Below are 19,086 nucleotides of genomic sequence, written 5' to 3'. Positions count from 1 at the left end.
GGGCTCCTTTTTTAATTATTGCAGCCCGTATTTTTTCACCTTGTCGAACAGCGTGGTCTTGGCCAGGCCGAGTGCCTGTGCCGCCTGGCTGAGGTTGCCGGCGTGGCGCTCCAGCGCGCCGGCCAGCAGGTTGCGTTCGAAGGCTTCCACGGCTTCGTTGAAGCCCAGCGCGTTGCTGTCGGCCAGGCCGCTTTTCTTGAACACGGGCAGGCCGAGGGCGAAGCGCTCGGCAACGTTGCGCAGTTCGCGCACGTTGCCGGGCCAGTCGTGGGCGGTCAGCGCCGCCAGGGTGTGTCGATCCAGCTCCGGCACGCCGCGGTCGAAGCGTAGCGCCGCCAGTTGCAGGAAGTGTTCGAACAGCAAGGCGATGTCCTCACGCCGCTCGCGTAGCGGTGGCAGCTCCAGGGTCACCACGTTGAGGCGGTAATACAGGTCACTGCGAAACTCGCCGCGCTTGCCCAGCTCGCCGAGATCCGCCTTGGTCGCGGCGATCACCCGACAGTCGACCCTGATCGACTGGTTCGAGCCAAGCCGCTCCAGGCTGTGCTCCTGCAGCACGCGCAGCAGCTTGATCTGCAGGTTGATCGGCATGCTCTCGATCTCGTCGAGGAACAGGCTGCCGCCGTCGGCGTGCTCGATCTTGCCGATGCGGCGCTTGCCGGCGCCGGTGAAGGCATGCGCTTCGTGACCGAAAATCTCGCTCTCGAACAGGCTCTCCGGCAGGCCGCCGCAATTGAGTGCTACGAACTGCTTGTGCTGGCGTCGGCTGAAGTCGTGCAGGCAGCGGGCGATCAGCTCCTTGCCGGTGCCGGTCTCACCCTCGATCAGCACGTTGGCGTTGGTGTCCGCGACGTTGGCGATCAGTTCGCGCAACTGCTGCATGGCTGGCGAGCGGCCGATGATGCGCTGCTCCAGCGCCTGGCGCCCGGCCAACTGGCGGCGCAGGGCGCTGACCTCGCGGGCCAGGCTGCGCTGCTCCAGAGCGCGGCGGGCGACGTCCACCAGGCGTTCGGGGGAGAAGGGTTTTTCCACGAAGTCATAGGCACCGTCGCGCATCGCGCTGACCGCCATGCCGATATCGCCGTGGCCGGTGATCAGTACCACTGGCAGGCTCGGGTCACGCTGCTTGAGGCGGGTGAGCAGCTCCAGGCCATCGATGCCGGTCAGGCGTATGTCACTGACGACGATGCCGGCGAAGTCCGCGTCGACCTGCGCCAGCGCTTCTTCGGCGCTGCTGACGCCGATGCTGGGGATGTCTTCCAGCGCCAGGGCCTGCTGGCAGCCGAGCAGCACATGGGGATCGTCTTCGACGATCAGTACAGTCAGGCGGTCGCTCATGCTTGTGGCTCTCGCGGGTAGGGCAGGCTGAGGACGAAGGCGGTACCGCCCTCTTCGGGATGGCGCGCGGTGAGGCTACCGCCGGCAGCGGCGGCGAGGCTGGCAGAAAGGGTCAGGCCGAGGCCCAGACCCTGCTCGCCGGGCTTGGTGGTGAAGAAGGGCTCGAACAGGTGTGCGCGGGTTTCCGGGGCGATGCCGGGGCCATTGTCGCGCACTTCCAACTGATAATGCCCGGCCTCGCTGGCACCGCTCAGCCAGATCTGTCGGTCGGTCTGCGGCTGCAGGGCATCGAGGGCGTTGCTGATCAGGTTGACCAGAATCTGCTCCAGGCGAATCTGCTCGATGTTCAGGCGCGTCTCGGTGAACGCGTGGTGGATCTGTACGCGGGTGCGCTGCAGGCGCGGGTGCAACAGCAGCAGCGCCGCGTCTACCGCCTGTTGCAGCGAAGCCTCGCCCTGGTCGCCAGTGCGGCGGGCGAAGGCGCGCAGGCTGGCGGTGATCTTGCCCATGCGATCGACCAACTCGGCGATGTTCTGCAGGTTGCTGCTGGCGACATCCAGCGCGCCGCGCTGGAGAAAGCGCACGGCATTGGCGGACAGGGTGCGCAGCGCTGCCAGCGGCTGGTTCAGTTCGTGGGCGATGCTGGTGGACATCTGCCCGATCACCGCCAGCTTGCCGGCCTGCACCAGTTCGTCCTGGGCCTGGCGCAGGGTGGTTTCGGCCTGCTGGCGTTCACGCACCTCGGCTTGCAGGCGTTCATTACTGGCCTGCAGGTCGGCGGTGCGCTCGGTGATCTTGCGTTCCAGTTCGTCGTTGGCTGCCTGCAATGCCTCGCGAGCAGCCAGACGCGTGGCGATGACCTTGCGCCGCTCGTTCCAGGCGATCAGCAGAAAGGCCAGTAGTGCTGCCGCCACGGCCGCCAGCATGCCGTGGCTCATGGCCGCGCTGCGTTGCTCCTGCAGTGGGCTGAGCAGTGTCAGGTGCCACGGCGTATCTTCCAGACGACGCGTCTGCAGCAGGTAGTTGGCGGGCGTGCCGGCGGTGGCGAAGCTGACCTGTTCGATGCCTTCGTCCAGAGGCGAACGGTTGAACAGCTGCAGTTCTTCCAGCGCCGCCCAGTGATATTGCAGGCTGCGCGCCAGGTGCTCCTTGGTGGCTTCGTCGAGCGGGCGCACGGACTTCAGGCGCACCATCGGATCACTGGCGAGGATGATGATGCCGTTCTCGTCGCTGACGTAGGCTTCCAGCAGCGCGCGTTGCCAGCGCTCTTCGAGGGTGTCGAGGCGCACCTTGACCACCGCCACGCCGATGATGCGATTGCCCTCGCGCAGGCCATGGGCCAGGTAGTAACCAGGCTCGCCGGTGGTGCTGCCGATGCCGTAGAAGCGGCCGGGTCGGCCCTTGATGGCGTCCTGGTAATAGGCGCGGAACGACAGGTCTTCGCCGAGGTAGCTGTCGGCCTCGTCCCAGTTGCTGGTGGCGATCACCCGGCCGTCCGGGTCGAGTACGTAGATGGCCAGGCTGCCGCTGCGTTCGTTGAGGCCCTGCAGGTACACGTTGACGTGATGGCGACGGTAGGCCGTGGGTGCCAGCAGCAGGCGCGAGACGTTGCCTTCCAGCTCCAGCAGGCTGGGCAGGTAGGTGTATTTGGTGATTTCGCTTTCCACCGCGCGGGCGTTGAGTTCCAGCTGGCGCTCGCCGTTCTCGGCCAGCGCGCGGATGCCGGCGCGGTCGCTGAGGTGATAGGCGGCGTAGCCGCAGCCGAGTACCAGCAGCAGGAACAGCAGAATCAGCGACAGGTGGCGGAGCAGGCGCGGTTTCACGATCAGATCGGCGCGAGGAGGGGCGGGCAGGCATTGCATCATAGTCGTCCCGGACTGGCCAGATGGGCGGGCAGTTGCCCTCTCCCCCGGCCCCTCTCCCATAAATGGGAGAGGGGAGCAAAGCCCGATCTTAGTGCTGAAGGATCTTCGCCAGAAACTGCTGGGCGCGTTCGGAACGGGCGTTGATGTCGCCGAAGAACTCCTCCTTCGGGCAATCCTCGACGATCTGCCCGGCGTCCATGAAGATCACCCGGTCGGCGACCTTGCGTGCAAAGCCCATCTCGTGGGTCACGCACATCATGGTCATGCCTTCCTGAGCCAGCTGTACCATCACGTCGAGCACTTCGTTGACCATCTCCGGGTCGAGCGCCGAGGTCGGTTCATCGAACAGCATCACCACCGGGTCCATTGCCAGGGCACGGGCAATGGCCACGCGCTGTTGCTGGCCACCGGAGAGCTGACCAGGGTGCTTGTGCGCATGGGCAGCCAGACCGACACGATCGAGCAGGGCCAGGCCTTTCTTGGTGGCTTCTTCCTTGCTGCGGCCGAGCACCTTGATCTGAGCGATGGTCAGGTTCTCGGTGATGGTCAGGTGCGGGAACAGCTCGAAATGCTGGAACACCATGCCGACACGCGAGCGCAGCTTGGGCAGGTTGGTCTTTTTGTCGGCGATGGAGGTGCCGTCGACGTTGATGTCACCCTTCTGGAACGGCTCCAGTGCGTTGACGCACTTGATCAGAGTCGACTTGCCCGAGCCGGACGGCCCGCACACCACGACCACTTCGCCCTTCTTCACCTCGGTGCTGCAATCGGTCAGCACCTGGAAATCCCCGTACCACTTGTTGACGTTCTGGATGGAAATCATACGGCTAACCTTTTTTGCAGGAGCTTGACCAGGCGCGAAGCGGCGAAGCTGATGGTGAAGTAGACCAGGCCGGCGAAGATCAGGAACTCATGGGGCTGGCCGATTATGTCGCCACGCGAGCGGGCGGCGTTGAGGAAGTCCATCAGGCCCACGGTGTACACCAGCGAGGTGTCCTGAAAGAGGATGATGCTCTGCTGCAGCAGCAGCGGCGTCATCTTGCGGAAGGCCTGCGGCAGGATGATCAGGCGCATGCTCTGGCCGTAGCTCATGCCGAGCGCCTGGGAGGCACCCATCTGGCCCTTGGGAATGGCCTGGATACCGGCACGCACGATCTCGCAGAAGTAGGCCGCCTCGAACATCACGAAGGCCACCAGGCACGAGCTGAATGCACCTATCGGGGTGTCTTCGCCGGTGATCCAGCGCAAGATGAACGGCACCGCGAAGTAGAACCAGGTAATCACCAGCAGCAGCGGGATCGAGCGGAAGTAGTTGACGTAGGTGGCAGCGATATTCGCCAGCAGCTTGTTGTGCGACAAGCGCATCAGGGCCAGCAGAGTGCCCAGTGCCACCCCGCCAATGATGCCCAGGGTCATCAGTTGCAGGGTCATCGCCATGCCATCCCACAGGCCTGGCAGGGCGGGGATGATTTCGCTGAAATCCATCATTTACCCCCTACGGAGATCAGGCCGGGCACGGCAACTTTCTTCTCGATCATGCGCATGATCATCATCAGACTCATGTTCAGGGTGAAGTAAATCAGCGTGGCCAGGGTGAAGGCTTCGAACAGGTTGGCGCTGAATTCGGCGGTCTGCTTGGTCTGTGCCAGCAGCTCCATCAGGCCGATCAACGAGGCCACCGAGGAGTTCTTGAAGATGTTGAGGAACTCGCTGGTGAGCGGCGGAATGATGATGCGGTAGGCCTGCGGCAGCAGCACGTTGCGGTAGATCTGCGGCAGGCGAAAACCCATGGCGTAGGCGGCGGCGGTCTGGCCCTTGGGCAGCGCCTCGATGCCGGTGCGTACCTGTTCGCAGACCCGCGCGGCGGTGAACAGGCCGAGGCACACCACCACCGAGAGGTAGGCCGAGGTGGCCGGGTTGAGGTCCTGCTTGAACCACAGCTCCAGCGGCTCGGGCAGCAGGTCCGGCACCAGGAAGTACCAGAGGAATAGCTGCACCAGCAGCGGCACGTTGCGGAAAATTTCCACGTAGGCGGTGGCCAGGCCGGACAGCCAGCGGTTCGGCAGAGTGCGCATCACGCCGAGCAGCGAGCCCAGCGCCAGGGCGATGATCCAGCCAGCCAGGGCGATGGCGATGGTCCAGCCCAGGCCGGTGATGAACCAGTCCAGGTAGGTTTCGCTGCCAATGCCGGTGGACTTGAAGTAGATGCCCCAGTCCCAGTTGTAATTCATTGCAGATTCCCTCTTGTGAGGAAACGATCTGCTGCGCGTCGGCTCTGCTGCGTTAAAAGCAGATTCGGAAGTCGCTTGCGACTAACGCACTTCAGTGCGGCCCCGAAGGGGCGAACGAAGTGAGTCATGCTCATGTGCTACAGCACACTCCGCTTCCTCATCTGTTTTACTCGCTGGCGCTCGCCCTTCGGGCCAGCCTTTGGCTGTTACTCCCGTTGGTCGTTGCGCCTTGCATAGCTCTAGCTCGCGAGATCGTGGATATGTTTCTACTTTGACGAAGGCAAGAGTTGCCCGTATCCGCGTAGGCGGACGGTCTCGGCTTCGTCAGGAATTAGGTTGGGGAAGCCGCTGGCTTCCCCGGGGTCCCCGCGCCGTCACGCCTTGTGAGCGTGGCGGCGCATCACCGTCAGATCTGTTCTGCAGATTTGTCGGTCGGGTTGGCGATCAGCTTCTTCAGCTCGTCGCTCATGGGGAAATTCAGGTTCAGACCTTTCGGCGGAACCGGCTGGAGGAACCATTTGGCGTAGATGTCGTTGATCTCGCCGGAGGCGAAGGTAGCGCTGATGGCCTTGTCGACCACTTGCTTGAAGCCAGCGTCACCCTTGCGCACCATGCAGCCGTAGATCTCGAAGGATTGCGGGGTGCCGACCACGGACCAGTCGTCCGGCTTCTTGGCCTTGGCCATTTCGCCGGCGAGCAGGGCGTCGTCCATCATGAAGGCGACGGCGCGGTTGGATTCGAGCATCAGGAAGGACTCGCCGTGATCCTTGGCGGAAATCACGTTCATGCCCATCTTCTTCTCGGCATTCATCGACTTGATCAGGCGCTCGGACGTGGTACCCGCGGTGGTCACCACGTTCTTGCCCTTGAGGTCTTCGAAATCGTTGATGCCGCTGGTCTTCTTGGCCAGCAGGCGGGTGCCCACCTCGAAGATGCCGACGGAGAAGTCGACCTGCTGCTGACGTTCGATGTTGTTGGTGGTGGAGCCGCACTCCAGGTCGACGGTGCCGTTCTGCACCAGCGGGATGCGGGTCTGCGAAGTGACCAGGTTGTAGCGTACCTTCAGGTCCTGCATGCCCAGTTCCTGCTTGATCGCCTCGACCACCTTCAGTTGCAGGTCATGGGAGTAGCCGATCGGCTGGCGCGAGTTGTCGCCGAAGTAGGAGAAGGGAATGGACGAGTCGCGGTGGCCCAGGGTGATGGTGCCGCTGTCCTTGATTTTCTTCAGGGTGCCGGTCAGTTCCGCAGCGGTCACCGGGGTGGAAAGGACGGCGGCGGCAATGGCCACGCTCAGTACACGGTGGAAGGTACGCATGAATCGAGTCCTCAATGTTGTTGTTGTGATGGCGCGGTACGCCACTTTGCTCAGGGAAGGTCTATCGCATTCCTGAGGAGGACGGAGCAGGATATGTGCCAGTGCCTGTTAATCCAGTAAATGTTTGAATTTAAAGATTTTTATTTTTAATTGACGACGTAATGCGTTCGGCTTGGCGAATAAGTCGGGGTGGCTCGTTCGGAAATCCGAACGACAGGGCGTCGACAGCTGCTGAGGTCGCGCGCACCAATGGCTTTGGAAGATCGGTGCGCACGGCGCACCCTACGTGGCGCGCTCGCGCAGGCGCTCGATACGGGCATCCTTGTCCCGCCACAGCTGGCTCACCCACTCCTGCAGGTACTGGCGGAATTCGGCGTCGTTCTCGTAGTCGCCCTGGTACAGCGCCGGGTCCAGTTCGAGGGTCTGGATATCGATGATCACCGTCGGCACCCGGCCGCTGAGCAAGGCCCAGAAGCCCGGAACCTGCTGGCCGGGATACACCAGCGTCACGTCCAGCACAGCATCGATCTGCTCGCCGAGGGTGGCGAGGACGAATGCCACGCCGCCGGCCTTGGGCTTGAGCAGGTAGCGATAGGGCGATTGCTGCTGGGCCTGCTTGGCCGGCGTGAAGCGGGTGCCTTCCAGGTAGTTGACCACGGTCACCGGCAGGCGCTTGAACTTCTCGCAAGCGGCCTTGGTGATCTCCAGATCCTTGCCCTTCATATGCGGGTTCTTGTCCAGAAATGCCTTGGAGTAGCGCTTCATGAAGGGGTAATCGAGCGCCCAGAAGGCCAGGCCGAGGAAGGGCACCCAGATCAGTTGCTGCTTGAGGAAGAACTTGAAGTAGGGCGTCTTGCGGTTGAACGCCTGCACCAGGGCGGGAATGTCGACCCAGGATTGGTGATTGCTGATCACCAGGTAGGAGCGGTCTCTGCGCAGCTCCGCATTGCCGCGAATGTCCCAGTGCGTCGGTGTCAGCAGGGCGAAGATGCGTTTGCAGTTCTCCGCCCAGAATTCGGCCACCCACATCACCCCTCGCGAACAGGTGTCGCGGGCGCTTTGCCCGGGCAAGACGAACTTGGCCAGGGCGATCAGCAGCAGTGGGCCGATCAGGGTCAGGGTATTGGCGAGCAGCAGGACGATGTTGGCGAGGCCGGTCAGCAGCGGGCGCATGTCGACTCCATGGCGGGCAGTGAGCGGCCATCTTATGCAAGCCCGGCATTTTGCTCAAAGCATCACCCACTGGCCTATTGCCAGGTCAGCGTCTATAAACCAATGATCGTCACCACGGGACATCCCGCCCACGGAAGGCGCTTCAACCTGCCGGTATGCATCATGCTCAAACGGATCGCCGTCGCTGATCTACGCGTCGGAATGTTCATCCAGGAGTTCTGTGGTTCCTGGATGGATCATCCCTTCTGGAAGTCCAAGTTTGTCCTCAACTCCGAAAAAGACCTCGCTCGTATTCGCGACAGTGCGATCACCGAGTTGTGGATCGACGTCAGCAAGGGCACCGATGTCGCCGTTGGTGTGAGAGCTGCGACAGAGGCCGAGGTCCAGTGCGAAGCCGAGGCGCGGTTGCTCGCCGCTATCGAGCCGCCCAAGGTCAAGATGCTGTCGATGGAGCAGGAACTGGAGCAGGCCGTGAAGCTCTGCGCGCGCTCCAAGCAGGCGGTGATGGACATGTTCAGCGATGCGCGCATGGGCCAGGCGCTGCAGTTCGAGCAGGCCGAATCACTGGTCGAGGAAATTTCGGAGTCGGTGATGCGCCACCCCAACGCCCTGATCAGCCTGGCGCGGCTCAAGCACAGCAATGAATACACCTACATGCACTCGGTCGCCGTGTGTGCGCTGATGATCGCTCTGGCGCGCCAGCTCGGTCTGCCCGAAGCAGCCGTGCGCGAGGCCGGGCTGGCCGGTTTGCTGCACGATATCGGCAAGATGGCCGTACCGCAGGAGCTGCTGGACAAGCCCGGCAAGCTCACCGACAACGAGTTCGCCAAGGTGCGCAAGCATCCGGAGGAGGGTGGCGGCATTCTGATCGCCAGCAAGCAGGTCAGTGCGTTGGTCCTTGATGTGTGCCTGCATCACCACGAGAAGGTCGATGGCAGTGGTTATCCACACCGTCTGCAGGGCGAGCAGATCAGCCTGATGGCGAAGATGGGCGCGGTCTGCGACGTGTACGATGCCATCACGTCCAACCGACCGTACAAGCAGGGCTGGGACCCGGCCGAGTCGATCCGCAAGATGGCCGAGTGGAAGGGGCATTTCGACGAGCTGGTGTTCCAGTCCTTCGTCAAGACCGTCGGCATTTACCCGGTCGGCGCGCTGGTGCGTTTGCAGAGTGGACGCCTGGCGGTAGTCATGGAGCAGAATCCCAAGGCGCTGCTGGCGCCCAGGGTCAAGGTGTTCTTCTCCGCCAAGTCGCGTTTGCCGTTGCCGCAGAGCGTTGTCGATCTGAGCAAGATCACCGATCAGGACCGCATCGTCGGCCGTGAGTCGGCTGAAGACTGGGGTTTCGAGCGGCTTGACGAGCTGTGGAGTGGGATGGATCTGGAGGGGCGCGGGCGCTAGTTTGCAGCACGTTGTAACGCTTTCAGAGGGAACATGCCGGGTGCAGGGCAGTCCCAGGTTCGGTCACCGCAAACGAGAGGACCTAACCTTGAAATACGCTCTGCTCCTGCTGGCCGCCGCCATCAGTCTGCCGACCATGGCCGATGAACAACCGGACCTTTACGGCCGCTACGAACTGATCAAGCTCCCTGCTCTGGGCCAGACCCTCAAGGCCAAGATGGACACCGGCGCGATGACTGCCTCGCTGTCGGCCAAGGACATCGAACCCTTCAAGCGCGACGGCGAAGACTGGGTACGCTTCCGCCTGGCTGTCGATGGCGCCGAAGATACGATTTACGAACACCCGCTGGTGCGTATCGCCGAGATCAAGAAGCGCGCCGAAGAGGGTGGCGCCGAGATCAAGGAAGTCGCCTACTCGCAGCGCCCGGTGATCGAGATGCCGATCTGCCTGGGCGAAGAAGAGCGCACCATCGAGGTCAACCTGACGGATCGCAGCACCTTCAGCTATCCGTTGCTGATCGGTGCCAGCGCCATGCGCGATCTTGGTGCAGCGGTGGACCCGGCCGAGCGATATACCCGCGATCGTCCCCAATGCTGAGTTAATTGTCGCATTTCGGAAAAGACTGATACCCATTGGCCATTACACTCGTCGAGAGTGCCCAGTATCGACTTCCTTGCCCCCGGGCGCGTCGGGCCTGCTTTTTGCTATATGCAATTCTTTGCCAGGCCTGTAGGCCCTTTAGGTCGTTGAGGTGTCGCTATGACGGGAGTACTCAAGCCGGGTGTACGGCTTCTGCAGCGTTTCAGTTTTGCCCACAAGTTTCAGCTGGTGTTCCTGTTGTTCGCGCTTCCGCTTGGTTACGCGCTGTGGATCATCAGCAGTGACTACCAGTCACGCCTGCAGTCCGTTGATTTCGAGGTGGAAGGCGCGCAAGCATTGGAACGCATGGCGCAGGTGCAGCATGAGCTGATTGCCCAGCGCACCCTGCTGGCGCGTTGGAAGGGCACCGAGAATGCTGCGCAGGGGCTGCTGCAGCAGCGCGAGGCCAAGCTCGACGAGGCCTTGCAGCAGGCTGCTGAACCGTTGCAGAGCGACCTGATCAGCGATCAGGCGCGCGAGCATTTCCAGGCCCTGCAGGGCGAACGCGATGGTTTGCGAGCTGCAGGGCTGACCAAGGTTGCCCTGCCCGATGCGCTGGAACGCTACCAGAAGGCACTTTTGTCGCTGATCGCCTTGCGTGAGCAGGTGGCGACGGACAGTACCCTGATTCTCGATCCACGCCTCGACACCTACCTGATGATGGAGCAGATCACCTACATCATGCCGCGTCTGCTCGAGCAGCTCGGTACCTTTGCCGCTCAGGGCCATGGCGCTGTGGTCTCCCAGCATTTCACCCTGCAGAGCCGGGTGCTGATCCGCGATCTGCGCCGCAGCCTGGACGAGCAACGGGCGCAACTGGTCAAGGCGCAGATTACCCTGTCGCGCGAGGCGCCGCAGGCCATGCGCCAACTGAGCGCGCCCTTTGACGCCTCGCTCAAGGCGTTCGATGAATTCCTCACCCAGATCGACCGCGACATGTTCGAGGCCAGCCCCATGGCGCTCACGCCTGAGCAGTTCGTGCAGCGTGTCGAAACGCTGGAGACCCAGTTGCAGGGCCTGCAGCAAGCGCTCTATCAGCAGTTCACCGCCAGCCTCGGTCATTACCGGCAGCAGGCGCTGCACTCGATGATCGAGGTGATCGGCGCCTTCAGCGTGCTGACCCTGCTGGCGATGTATGTGCTGATGTGCCTGAACGCCTCGATCCGCATCAGCACCAGCAACATCATCGAGGCCGCGCGTAGTCTGCGTGATGGCGACCTGCGCGTGCGCATGGAGGTCAACGGTCGTGACGATCTGGCCGCCATCGCCCAGGCGCTGAATACCGCAGTCGAACAGATGCGCGACTCGCTGCAAGGCGTCAACCGCGAAAGCCAGCAACTGGACAGCACGGTGCAACTGCTCGGTGGCCAGGCGCGTGACGCTCTGGATGCCGTCGAGCAGCAGCAGGCGCAGATGAGTCAGATCGCCACCGCGGCAACGCAGATGGCCGCCACCGCACAGAGCGTGGCGCAAAGCTGCGAGCAGGCCGCAGTGGAAGCGCAGCAGACCCGTGAAGTGGCGCTGAGCAGCAACCAGCGCAGTGAGCGCACCAGCGCCAGCATGCGCCATCTCAGCAGCCGTCTCGGCGACAGCGCTGCAGCGTTGCAGCAACTGCGTGATCAGACCCAGCAGATCAACCGCGTGGTCGAGGTGATCAAGGGTATTGCCGAGCAGACCAACCTGCTGGCGCTCAATGCCGCTATCGAGGCGGCGCGCGCGGGCGAGGCCGGTCGAGGCTTCGCCGTGGTCGCCGACGAAGTGCGCTCACTGTCCAGGCGCACCCAGGACTCGACCCAGGAAATCGCCCAGACCGTGGACAACCTGCAGCGCGTGGTTGGTCAGTCGGTCACTCTGATGGAAGAAGCCTGCAGCCAGGCCGACGGCGATATCGGCAGCGTGCTGGCCATGGGCGATGAACTGCAGAACATCGTCGACTCGGTGCAGCGCGTCAGCGACCGCCTGGCGCAGATCGCCACGGCTGCCGAGCAGCAGGCGGCCACCGCCGATGAGGTCAGTGGCAATATCCAGCAGGTCGATCAGGCCGCCGGACAACTACTCGATGGCGCCCAGGCCGTGAGCAGCGCCGCCGAGCAACTGCGCAGAGGCAGCGAAGGGCTGGCGCAGAATACTGGACGATTCAGCCTCCAGTGAGGCTGACCGCGGCGGCCAACTCTGCTAAAAACGGATAACAACAAAAGGAGTCGCCAGCATGAAAACCGCCGCAGAAGTTCTTCGCAATAAAGCCCATGCCTACGTTTACAGCGTCGACCGTGAGGATTCGCTGCTCGACGGTTTGCGGGTGCTGGCCGAAAAGGGTGTCGGGGCACTGGTGGTGCTCTCCGGCGGGCGCCTGGTAGGCATCGTCAGCGAGCGTGACTACGTGCGCAAGGTAGCGCTGGCCGAGCGTTCGCTGCTCAACACCAAGATCAGTGAAATCATGACCAGCGACGTCATCAGCGTCGGTCCGCGTGACAGCGTGCAGTACTGCATGGAGCTGATGACCGAGCGCCGCCTGCGTCACCTGCCGGTGCTGGCCGAGGGCGAGTTGATCGGCCTGCTGTCCATCGGTGACTTGGTCAAGGAAACCATCGCCGAACAGGCCGACCTGATCCGTCAGCTGGAGCAGTACATCCGCGGTGAGATTCCCTGAGCGCGTAGCCCGGATGCAATCCGGGGAACGAATGGCACGATTTCCCGGATTGCATCCGGGCTACGGGTGAGCGAAAACCTCGTGGGAGGCGCTTTCGACTCTGGCATCCTGCTTCGCTCTACCTCCTGCATCCATGCAGTCGCAGCGGCGCTTGTCGCGTAGGGCCGGTGTAACCCGCCAACCACCCCTGACGGGCAGCCCCGTTCTACGCTATCGCCCGCTTGACGCATGATCCAACCCCCGGCAGTCTGCCGCCGTCGCCCCACAGGTGCAGGACGCCCGATGCCGCAGATACTCATAGTCGAAGATGAAGCCGCGATTGCCGATACGCTGGTCTATGCCCTACAGGCCGAAGGCTTCGTCACGCACTGGTCGAGCCTGGGTGGCGAGGCGCTGACGCTGCTGGAAAACGGCGCCTTCGACCTGGCCATTCTCGATGTCGGCCTACCCGATATCAGCGGCTTCGAGGTGTGCAAGCGCCTGCGCCGTTTCTCCGAGCTGCCGGTGATCTTCCTCACTGCCCGCAGCGAGGAGATCGACCGTGTGGTTGGCCTGGAAATCGGCGCCGACGACTACGTGGTCAAGCCTTTCAGCCCGCGCGAAGTCGCGGCCAGGGTCAAGGCCATCCTCAAACGCGTGGCACCGCGTGAAACGCCCGCAGCCAGCGCGCCGAGCGTTTTCCAGATCGATGATGCCGCCTTTCGCATTCACTACCACGGCCAGGCCCTGAGCCTGACCCGTCACGAATTTCGCCTGCTGCGCACGCTGCTCGGTCAGCCACGCCGGGTCTATTCGCGCGAGCAATTGCTCGATGCCCTCGGCGTGGCCAGCGAGGCCGGCTACGAGCGCAACATCGACAGCCATATCAAGAGCGTGCGCGCCAAACTGCGCGCCATCGCCCCGAGCGAAGAGCCGATCCAGACCCATCGCGGCCTGGGCTACAGTTTCGAACCGGAGGCTTGAGTCATGCCACTTGGCGTGCGCATCTTCCTCGTCTACTTCCTCTTCGTTGGCCTGGCCGGCTGGTTCGTGCTGAGCACGGTGATGGACGAGATTCGCCCCGGCGTACGCCAGAGCACCGAGGAGACGCTGGTCGATACCGCCAACCTGCTGGCCGAGATCCTGCGCGACGAGGTCAAGGCCGGTACCCTCGACCAAGGCCGGCTGCACGAAGCGCTGGAGGCCTATGGCCGGCGCCAGCCCCAGGCCAGCATCTGGGGACTGACCAAGGCCGAGGTCAATCACCGCATCTACGTCACCGACGACAAGGGCATCGTCCTGCTCGACTCCACTGGTCTGGCGGTCGGCCAGGATTATTCACGCTGGAACGACGTGCTGCTGACCCTGCGTGGCCAGTACGGCGCCCGCTCGACCCGTGAAGACCCGGACGATCCCGATTCCTCGGTGATGTATGTCGCCGCGCCGATCAGGGACGGCGAGCGAATCATCGGCGTGGTCTCGGTGGCCAAACCCAACCGCACCCTGCAGCCCTATATCGAGCGCTCGCAAACGCGTCTTGGCTGGCTCGGTGCCGGGTTGATCGGCCTTGGCCTGTTGATTGGCGCGGGGCTGTCCTGGTGGCTCAGCGCCGCGCTGGGCAAGCTCACTCGCTACGCCCAGGCTGTCAGCGAGGGCCAACGCGCCGAGGCGCCCAGTGTGCGCGGCGGCGAACTGGGGCAACTGGCCAAGGCGGTGGAGCGCATGCGCACCGAGCTGGAAGGCAAGGCCTACGTCGAGCGCTACGTGCACACCCTGACCCACGAACTGAAAAGCCCGCTGGCCGCCATCCGCGGCGCCGCCGAACTGCTCGAAGGTGATATGCCGCTCGAGCAACGCCAGCGCTTCGTGGGCAATATCCAACAGGAAAGCGCGCGCCTGCAGAACCTGATCGAACGCCTGCTGCACCTGGCACAGGTGGAGCAACGCCAGGGTCTGGAGGAGCGCGTGCCGGTGCCTTTGGCGCCATTGGTGGAGGAACTGCTGCAAGCGCAACAGGCGCGTATCACCGCCGCCAACCTGCAGATCGAACAGGTTGTGCCAGCAGGCCTCAGCCTGCGCGGCGAGCGCTTCCTGCTACGCCAGGCACTGGCCAACCTGCTGGACAACGCCCTCGACTTCACTCCGCCCGGCGGGCGTATCCGCATCGCCGCCGAGCGCGATGGCGAGCGTATCGTCCTGCGCCTGTTCAACCAGGGTGAAGCCATCCCCGACTACGCGCTGGCGCGCCTGACCGAGCGCTTCTACTCCCTGCCGCGTCCCAACGGCGGCCGCAAGAGCACCGGCCTGGGCCTGAACTTCGTGCAGGAAGTGGCCGAGCTGCACGGTGGTGAGTTGCGCATCGGCAATATCGAGGGCGGCGTGGAAGTCATACTGCAGTTGCCGGGCGCCTGATTCGGTGCGCGCAGCGCATCCTGCAAAAGCGCCGCCATTCCCGTAGGGTGCGCCGCGCGCACCGCGCGTTTTCAGCTTTCCAGCAAGGGCAGCGTGACGGGCAAGCGCAGCAGCTCCACCTGCCACCAGGTCGGTAGCAGGCGACGCACTTCCGGCCGGGCGAAGCGGTCGTCGATCAGGTAGAGCACGCCCCGGTCTTCGGGCGTGCGGATCACTCGGCCGGCCGCCTGCACGACCTTTTGCAGGCCGGGGTAGAGGTAGGTGTAGTCGTAGCCATTGCCGAACAGGGCGTCCATGCGCTGGCGGATTTCTTCATTGATCGGGTTGAGTTGGGCCAGGCCGAGGGTGGCGACGAAGGCGCCTATCAGGCGTTCGCCGGGCAGGTCGACGCCCTCGCCGAACACACCGCCAAGCACGGCGAAGCCGATGCCGCGCCCGCCGATCTGGAAGCGTTCGATAAAGCCTTGGCGCGCCGCCTCGTCCATCTGCCGTGATTGCGTCCATAGCGGAATCTGCGGGTGATCACGGCGCAGCTGTTGCAGCACCTGTTCCAGGTACTGATAGCTGCTGAAGAAGGCCAGGTAGTTGCCGGGACGTTCGGCGTACTGGCGCGCCATCAATTGGCAGATCGGTGCCAGCGAGGCGTCGCGGTGCTGGTAGCGGGTCGACAGGTTGCGCACTACCTGCACGTGCAGTTGCTCGGCGCTGAACGGCGAGGCCACGTCCAGGCACTGGGTCTCTTCGGGCAGGCCGAGCAGGTCGAGGTAGTAGTGGCTGGGGCTGAGGGTGGCGGAGAACAGCGTGGCGCTGTGGGCGTCCTCGAAGCGCGGGCCGAGGAAGGGCGCCGGCAGGATGTTGCGGATGCACAGGGTCGAGTAGCTGCGCCCGTTGCCGGCATCAACGCGGTTGATGTCGAACAGCGAGTGCGGACCGAAGCTTTCCGCCAGGCGGCAGAACAGCATGGCGTCGAGATAGAAGCTGAGCAGTTCGCCGGCATTGCCCTCCGGCTGGTCGGTGAGCAGGTCGGTGATGGCGCTGACCGCTTTGCCCAGGGCGGCGAGCAGCAGGTCCGGCGCCAGCGGGTAGACCTGATAGGGCACCTGCTGCTCGCGGTGTAGTTGATCCCAGTGGCGGTCGATTCGTTCCAGCACGCTTTTCAGGCGCTTCGGCGCGTCGCGGCACATGGCCTTGAAGCGCGCCTGATCCAGCTCGGCGCTGTACATGCCGCGTCCGCGTTCCACCAGGTTGTGCGCTTCGTCCACCAGCAGGCAGACGCGCCACTGGTTGATCACGGTCAGGCTGTGCAGCAGGGCGCCGAGGTCGAAGTAGTAGTTGTAGTCGCACACCACCACGTCGCTCCAACGGCACAGCTCCTGGCTCAGGTAGTAGGGGCATACGCCGTGGGCGATGGCGATGTTGCGCACGGCCTGCTGATCCAGCCAGCGCTCCTTCAGCGCCGCGCTGCGTGCCGCCGGCAGGCGGTCGTAGAAGCCCTTGGCCAACGGGCAGGAGTCGCCATGGCAGGCTTTGCTCGGGTGTTCACAGGCCTTGTCACGGGCCACGTGTTCGAGCACGCGCAGCGGTGTGTCCGGCTCGCGCAGGCGCTGCAGGGCATCCAGTGCCAGGCGTCGGCCGGGTGTCTTGGCGCTCAAGAAAAACAGGCGGTCGAGCTGCTGGCCGGGCATGGCCTTGAGCTGCGGGAACAGGGTGCCGAGGGTCTTGCCTATGCCGGTGGTGGCCTGTGCCAGCAGGTAGTGGCCGTCGCGCGCGGCGCGATACACGGCTTCGGCCAGTTGCCGCTGGCCGTGGCGAAATTCGCCGTAGGGGAAGCTGAGGTTTTCCAGCGCCTGGTTACGTGCCTGCTGGTGCGCCTGTTCCTGCTGCGCCCAGTGAATGTAGCGGCGGCAGTGCAGGGCGAAGAACTCGCCCAGCGAGGCTGCGCTATGGCGCTCGCGGAACACCGTTTCCTGCTGGGTCATGACGTTGAAGTACACCACCGCCAGATCCAGTTCCTCGAAGCCCAGTTCCTGGCACAGCAGCCAGCCGTAGATCTTCACCTGCGCCCAGTGCAGCAGGCGGTGGTTGGCCGGGATACGCGAGATGTCGCCGCGGTGGGTCTTGATCTCCTCCAGCAGGCGAAACTCGGGGTCGAAGCCATCGGCGCGGCCACTGACCGTCAGCCCCTCGAACTGGCCGATCAGTGGCAGCTCGGACACGTAATCCGGGCCGCGCCGGGCCACCACCGTGGCGTGCCCGGCCATGCCTTCCTGCGCGGTGGGCGAGGGGGTGAAGCGCAGGTCGAGGTCACCTTCCTTGGCGGTGAACTCGCACAGCTCGCGCACGGCGATGCGCAGGCTCAATCGCTCCACTCCACATAGCAGACGCTGACCGGCATGCCGTGCTCGGCGCAGAAGGCCAGCCAGCGTTTCTGGTTGTCCTGCAGGCGGTCGCCCGGGCCTTTCACCTCGATCATCCGGTAGCGGCCTTCAGCGGGCCAGAACTGGATCAGGTCGGGCATGCCGGCACGGTTCTCGCGGATGTCGGCCAGCAGGCGGCGGAACCAGGCGGCCAGGTGCGCCGGCGGCAGGCAGACCAGCGCCTGTTCCAGGCGCTCGGCGTCGAGCAGCTCCCAGAACACGAAGGGCGACTGAATGCCGAATTTCTCGGCATGGGTACGACGCATGGCATCGATGTAACTGCCGTCCTCCAGGCGCGCCAGGCAGGCGGCGAACAGCTCGCTGCGGCGGGTGTGGAAGTCGGCGCGGTGCAGATCCACCGGGCCGGTGTGGAAGGGGTGGAAGAAGGCGCCGGGCAGCGGGGCGAAGATCGCCTCCCAGCAGAGCAGGCCGAACAGCCCACAGATCAGCGTGTTCTCCACGTAATGCACCGGCGCGTCCGGCTCGGCCAGGTGCATGGCCACGGCCAGCTCGACGCTGGCGGCGCGCGGCAGGCGCAGGTCGAGGCGATCCTCGATCAGCTTCGCCACCTTGGCCGCAGGCGGCAGGCCGAGGCGTTTGCGCAGGCGTGTGCGGGCTCGTTCGGCCAGTTGCGCTTCTTCGGCGTTGTGCGGCGCCGCGATCACCTGTTCGGCCAGCGCTAATGCTTCGGCATCTTGGCCCAGGCGCTCCAGCACACGGATTTGTCGCTGCCGCGAGCCCACCGCGCGGGTGTCGCGGTACAGCGCCAGCGCCGACTCCAGTTCACCAGCGCGTTCCAGGTGTTGTGCCAATTGCAGCAGCAGGCGCTGGTGGCGTTCGCCGATATGCGGGCTGTCGCTGCAGAAATCGCCCAAGTGCTGCAGCACCTCCGTGACCGCCATGCCGGCCTCGAAAGCGTCGCGGCAGGCGCGCAGGTGCAAGTAGTCGTCGACGTCCTGGCGGCTGCGAAAACCGCGGGAGCCGGGGGTGATCGGCACCTGTTCGTAGCGGAAAATGCCAAGGTCGGCCAGAACGAACTCCGACCAGTCCTGCGCCAGGTTGCCAAAGAACATCAGGCGCAGGCGGTCGCACAGCGGCCCGATGGCCAGGCTCAGCAGGCGCTCGTCCAACTGCGGGCACCAGTCGGCCAGGCTGCGCGGCTCAGTGTTTAGCTCGCGCAGATGGTCGAGCACTTCGCTTTTCTTCAGGTTGGCGCGTGGCAGGTCGCTGGCGAAAAGCGCGGCCAGTTCGTCCTTGAGCAGTAGGGCGCCCATCTCGTCGAAGCTCAGCGCGGCGCAGTCGATCAGCCAACCCAGTTCCAGCAGCGGAGCGGCAGCGCCGGGGATGTCGCCGATCTCGGCATAACGCAGTTTGCTGACGCGAAAGTGCACGCCTTTGCGCATCACCAGGCGCACCAGCAGCGCCTGGGCGGGCAGTGACAACTGGGGGAAATCCGCTACGAAGGCGCGCTCGGCGTCATCCATCAGGTCGCGGTGATGGGTATCGAGCCAGGCGAGGGCCTTGCGGAAGTTGGCCAGGTAATAGAGTTCAGGAGCGTCGAGGCTGAGCATGGTGCGAAGTTTTACTGGTTTTTTATACAGATTCCAGTGCCGTTCACCCGCTGCCGTGCCGAATAGACTGAAGGCGAGGACGGCGCTGGGCTAC

15 protein-coding genes are annotated in these 19,086 nt (G+C 64.0%); 6 read left to right on the top strand and 9 right to left on the bottom strand.

Going from position 1 to position 19,086, the window contains the following annotated elements; all coding sequences use genetic code 11:
* Window positions 1–15: 15 nt before the first annotated feature.
* The 7 genes from GV002_RS20085 to GV002_RS20055 all read right to left on the bottom strand — a co-directional run bounded on the left by GV002_RS20085 (window position 16) and on the right by GV002_RS20055 (window position 7,922).
* A complete protein-coding gene (locus tag GV002_RS20085; RefSeq protein WP_160020017.1) occupies window positions 16–1,338 on the bottom strand; it encodes a sigma-54-dependent transcriptional regulator in 1,323 nt (440 codons plus the stop codon).
* The gene (locus tag GV002_RS20080) at window positions 1,335–3,203 is read right to left on the bottom strand and encodes a sensor histidine kinase (RefSeq protein WP_160020016.1); all 1,869 of its coding nucleotides are present in this window, start codon (window positions 3,201–3,203) and stop codon (window positions 1,335–1,337) included. Before GV002_RS20080 ends, GV002_RS20085 begins: the two co-directional genes overlap by 4 nt.
* Window positions 3,204–3,291: 88 nt before the next feature.
* Complete coding sequence (locus GV002_RS20075; RefSeq protein ID WP_017675811.1) at window positions 3,292–4,026, bottom strand: amino acid ABC transporter ATP-binding protein; 735 nt, start codon at window positions 4,024–4,026, stop codon at window positions 3,292–3,294.
* Window positions 4,023–4,691 carry an amino acid ABC transporter permease gene (locus GV002_RS20070; protein WP_178094737.1) on the bottom strand — a complete coding sequence of 223 codons (669 nt, stop codon included), beginning with the start codon at window positions 4,689–4,691 and terminating at the stop codon, window positions 4,023–4,025. Before GV002_RS20070 ends, GV002_RS20075 begins: the two co-directional genes overlap by 4 nt.
* Window positions 4,688–5,434 carry an amino acid ABC transporter permease gene (locus GV002_RS20065; RefSeq protein ID WP_079782594.1) on the bottom strand — a complete coding sequence of 249 codons (747 nt, stop codon included), beginning with the start codon at window positions 5,432–5,434 and terminating at the stop codon, window positions 4,688–4,690. Before GV002_RS20065 ends, GV002_RS20070 begins: the two co-directional genes overlap by 4 nt.
* Before the next feature lie 406 nt (window positions 5,435–5,840).
* Complete coding sequence (locus GV002_RS20060) at window positions 5,841–6,749, bottom strand: glutamate/aspartate ABC transporter substrate-binding protein (protein ID WP_160020014.1); 909 nt, start codon at window positions 6,747–6,749, stop codon at window positions 5,841–5,843.
* A gap of 282 nt (window positions 6,750–7,031) precedes the next feature.
* A complete protein-coding gene (locus tag GV002_RS20055; RefSeq protein WP_160020013.1) occupies window positions 7,032–7,922 on the bottom strand; it encodes an acyltransferase in 891 nt (296 codons plus the stop codon).
* A 162-nt stretch (window positions 7,923–8,084) separates the two neighbouring features.
* Between GV002_RS20055 and GV002_RS20050 the strand changes: the two genes are divergently transcribed.
* The 6 genes from GV002_RS20050 to creC all read left to right on the top strand — a co-directional run bounded on the left by GV002_RS20050 (window position 8,085) and on the right by creC (window position 15,004).
* Complete coding sequence (locus tag GV002_RS20050; RefSeq protein ID WP_160020012.1) at window positions 8,085–9,323, top strand: HD-GYP domain-containing protein; 1,239 nt, start codon at window positions 8,085–8,087, stop codon at window positions 9,321–9,323.
* 88 nt (window positions 9,324–9,411) lie between these two features.
* Window positions 9,412–9,921 (top strand): ATP-dependent zinc protease, encoded by a 510-nt coding sequence (locus GV002_RS20045; protein WP_160020011.1) that lies wholly within the window; start codon window positions 9,412–9,414, stop codon window positions 9,919–9,921.
* Between the two features lie 162 nt (window positions 9,922–10,083).
* Window positions 10,084–12,114 carry a methyl-accepting chemotaxis protein gene (locus GV002_RS20040; RefSeq protein WP_160020010.1) on the top strand — a complete coding sequence of 677 codons (2,031 nt, stop codon included), beginning with the start codon at window positions 10,084–10,086 and terminating at the stop codon, window positions 12,112–12,114.
* 58 nt (window positions 12,115–12,172) lie between these two features.
* A complete protein-coding gene (locus GV002_RS20035; protein ID WP_017675802.1) occupies window positions 12,173–12,613 on the top strand; it encodes a CBS domain-containing protein in 441 nt (146 codons plus the stop codon).
* A gap of 282 nt (window positions 12,614–12,895) precedes the next feature.
* The gene (gene creB, locus GV002_RS20030; RefSeq protein ID WP_160020009.1) at window positions 12,896–13,576 is read left to right on the top strand and encodes a two-component system response regulator CreB; all 681 of its coding nucleotides are present in this window, start codon (window positions 12,896–12,898) and stop codon (window positions 13,574–13,576) included.
* Window positions 13,577–13,579: 3 nt separating this feature from the next.
* The gene (creC, locus tag GV002_RS20025; RefSeq protein WP_160020008.1) at window positions 13,580–15,004 is read left to right on the top strand and encodes a two-component system sensor histidine kinase CreC; all 1,425 of its coding nucleotides are present in this window, start codon (window positions 13,580–13,582) and stop codon (window positions 15,002–15,004) included.
* 71 nt (window positions 15,005–15,075) lie between these two features.
* Here creC and GV002_RS20020 read toward each other — a convergent pair whose 3' ends face one another.
* Window positions 15,076–17,364: an ATP-dependent DNA helicase gene (locus tag GV002_RS20020; protein WP_160020007.1), complete on the bottom strand. Its 2,289-nt coding sequence runs from the start codon at window positions 17,362–17,364 to the stop codon at window positions 15,076–15,078.
* Window positions 17,361–18,992, bottom strand: a complete 1,632-nt coding sequence (locus GV002_RS20015) for a VRR-NUC domain-containing protein (protein ID WP_160020006.1) — start codon at window positions 18,990–18,992, stop codon at window positions 17,361–17,363. The genes GV002_RS20020 and GV002_RS20015 overlap by 4 nt, the downstream gene beginning before the upstream one ends.
* Between the last annotated feature and the right edge of the window lie 94 nt (window positions 18,993–19,086).

It is taken from the genome of Pseudomonas sp. 8O, assembly GCF_902506495.1.
Classification (GTDB): domain Bacteria; phylum Pseudomonadota; class Gammaproteobacteria; order Pseudomonadales; family Pseudomonadaceae; genus Aquipseudomonas; species Aquipseudomonas chaetocerotis.
The sequence above is the reverse complement of the archived record's forward strand: the minus strand, read 5'-3'. Positions and strand labels throughout refer to the sequence as shown.

What these genes read in the sequence shown, in the direction of transcription:
- GV002_RS20065 (WP_079782594.1), bottom strand. Translation starts at nt 5,434, where the DNA reads ATGAATTACAACTGGGACTGGGGCATCTACTTCAAGTCCACCGGCATT.
- GV002_RS20040 (WP_160020010.1), top strand. Translation starts at nt 10,084, where the DNA reads ATGACGGGAGTACTCAAGCCGGGTGTACGGCTTCTGCAGCGTTTCAGT.
- GV002_RS20080 (WP_160020016.1), bottom strand. Translation starts at nt 3,203, where the DNA reads ATGATGCAATGCCTGCCCGCCCCTCCTCGCGCCGATCTGATCGTGAAA.
- GV002_RS20085 (WP_160020017.1), bottom strand. Translation starts at nt 1,338, where the DNA reads ATGAGCGACCGCCTGACTGTACTGATCGTCGAAGACGATCCCCATGTG.
- GV002_RS20015 (WP_160020006.1), bottom strand. Translation starts at nt 18,992, where the DNA reads ATGCTCAGCCTCGACGCTCCTGAACTCTATTACCTGGCCAACTTCCGC.
- GV002_RS20050 (WP_160020012.1), top strand. Translation starts at nt 8,085, where the DNA reads ATGCTCAAACGGATCGCCGTCGCTGATCTACGCGTCGGAATGTTCATC.
- GV002_RS20035 (WP_017675802.1), top strand. Translation starts at nt 12,173, where the DNA reads ATGAAAACCGCCGCAGAAGTTCTTCGCAATAAAGCCCATGCCTACGTT.
- creB (WP_160020009.1), top strand. Translation starts at nt 12,896, where the DNA reads ATGCCGCAGATACTCATAGTCGAAGATGAAGCCGCGATTGCCGATACG.
- GV002_RS20075 (WP_017675811.1), bottom strand. Translation starts at nt 4,026, where the DNA reads ATGATTTCCATCCAGAACGTCAACAAGTGGTACGGGGATTTCCAGGTG.
- GV002_RS20070 (WP_178094737.1), bottom strand. Translation starts at nt 4,691, where the DNA reads ATGATGGATTTCAGCGAAATCATCCCCGCCCTGCCAGGCCTGTGGGAT.
- GV002_RS20060 (WP_160020014.1), bottom strand. Translation starts at nt 6,749, where the DNA reads ATGCGTACCTTCCACCGTGTACTGAGCGTGGCCATTGCCGCCGCCGTC.
- GV002_RS20055 (WP_160020013.1), bottom strand. Translation starts at nt 7,922, where the DNA reads ATGCGCCCGCTGCTGACCGGCCTCGCCAACATCGTCCTGCTGCTCGCC.
- creC (WP_160020008.1), top strand. Translation starts at nt 13,580, where the DNA reads ATGCCACTTGGCGTGCGCATCTTCCTCGTCTACTTCCTCTTCGTTGGC.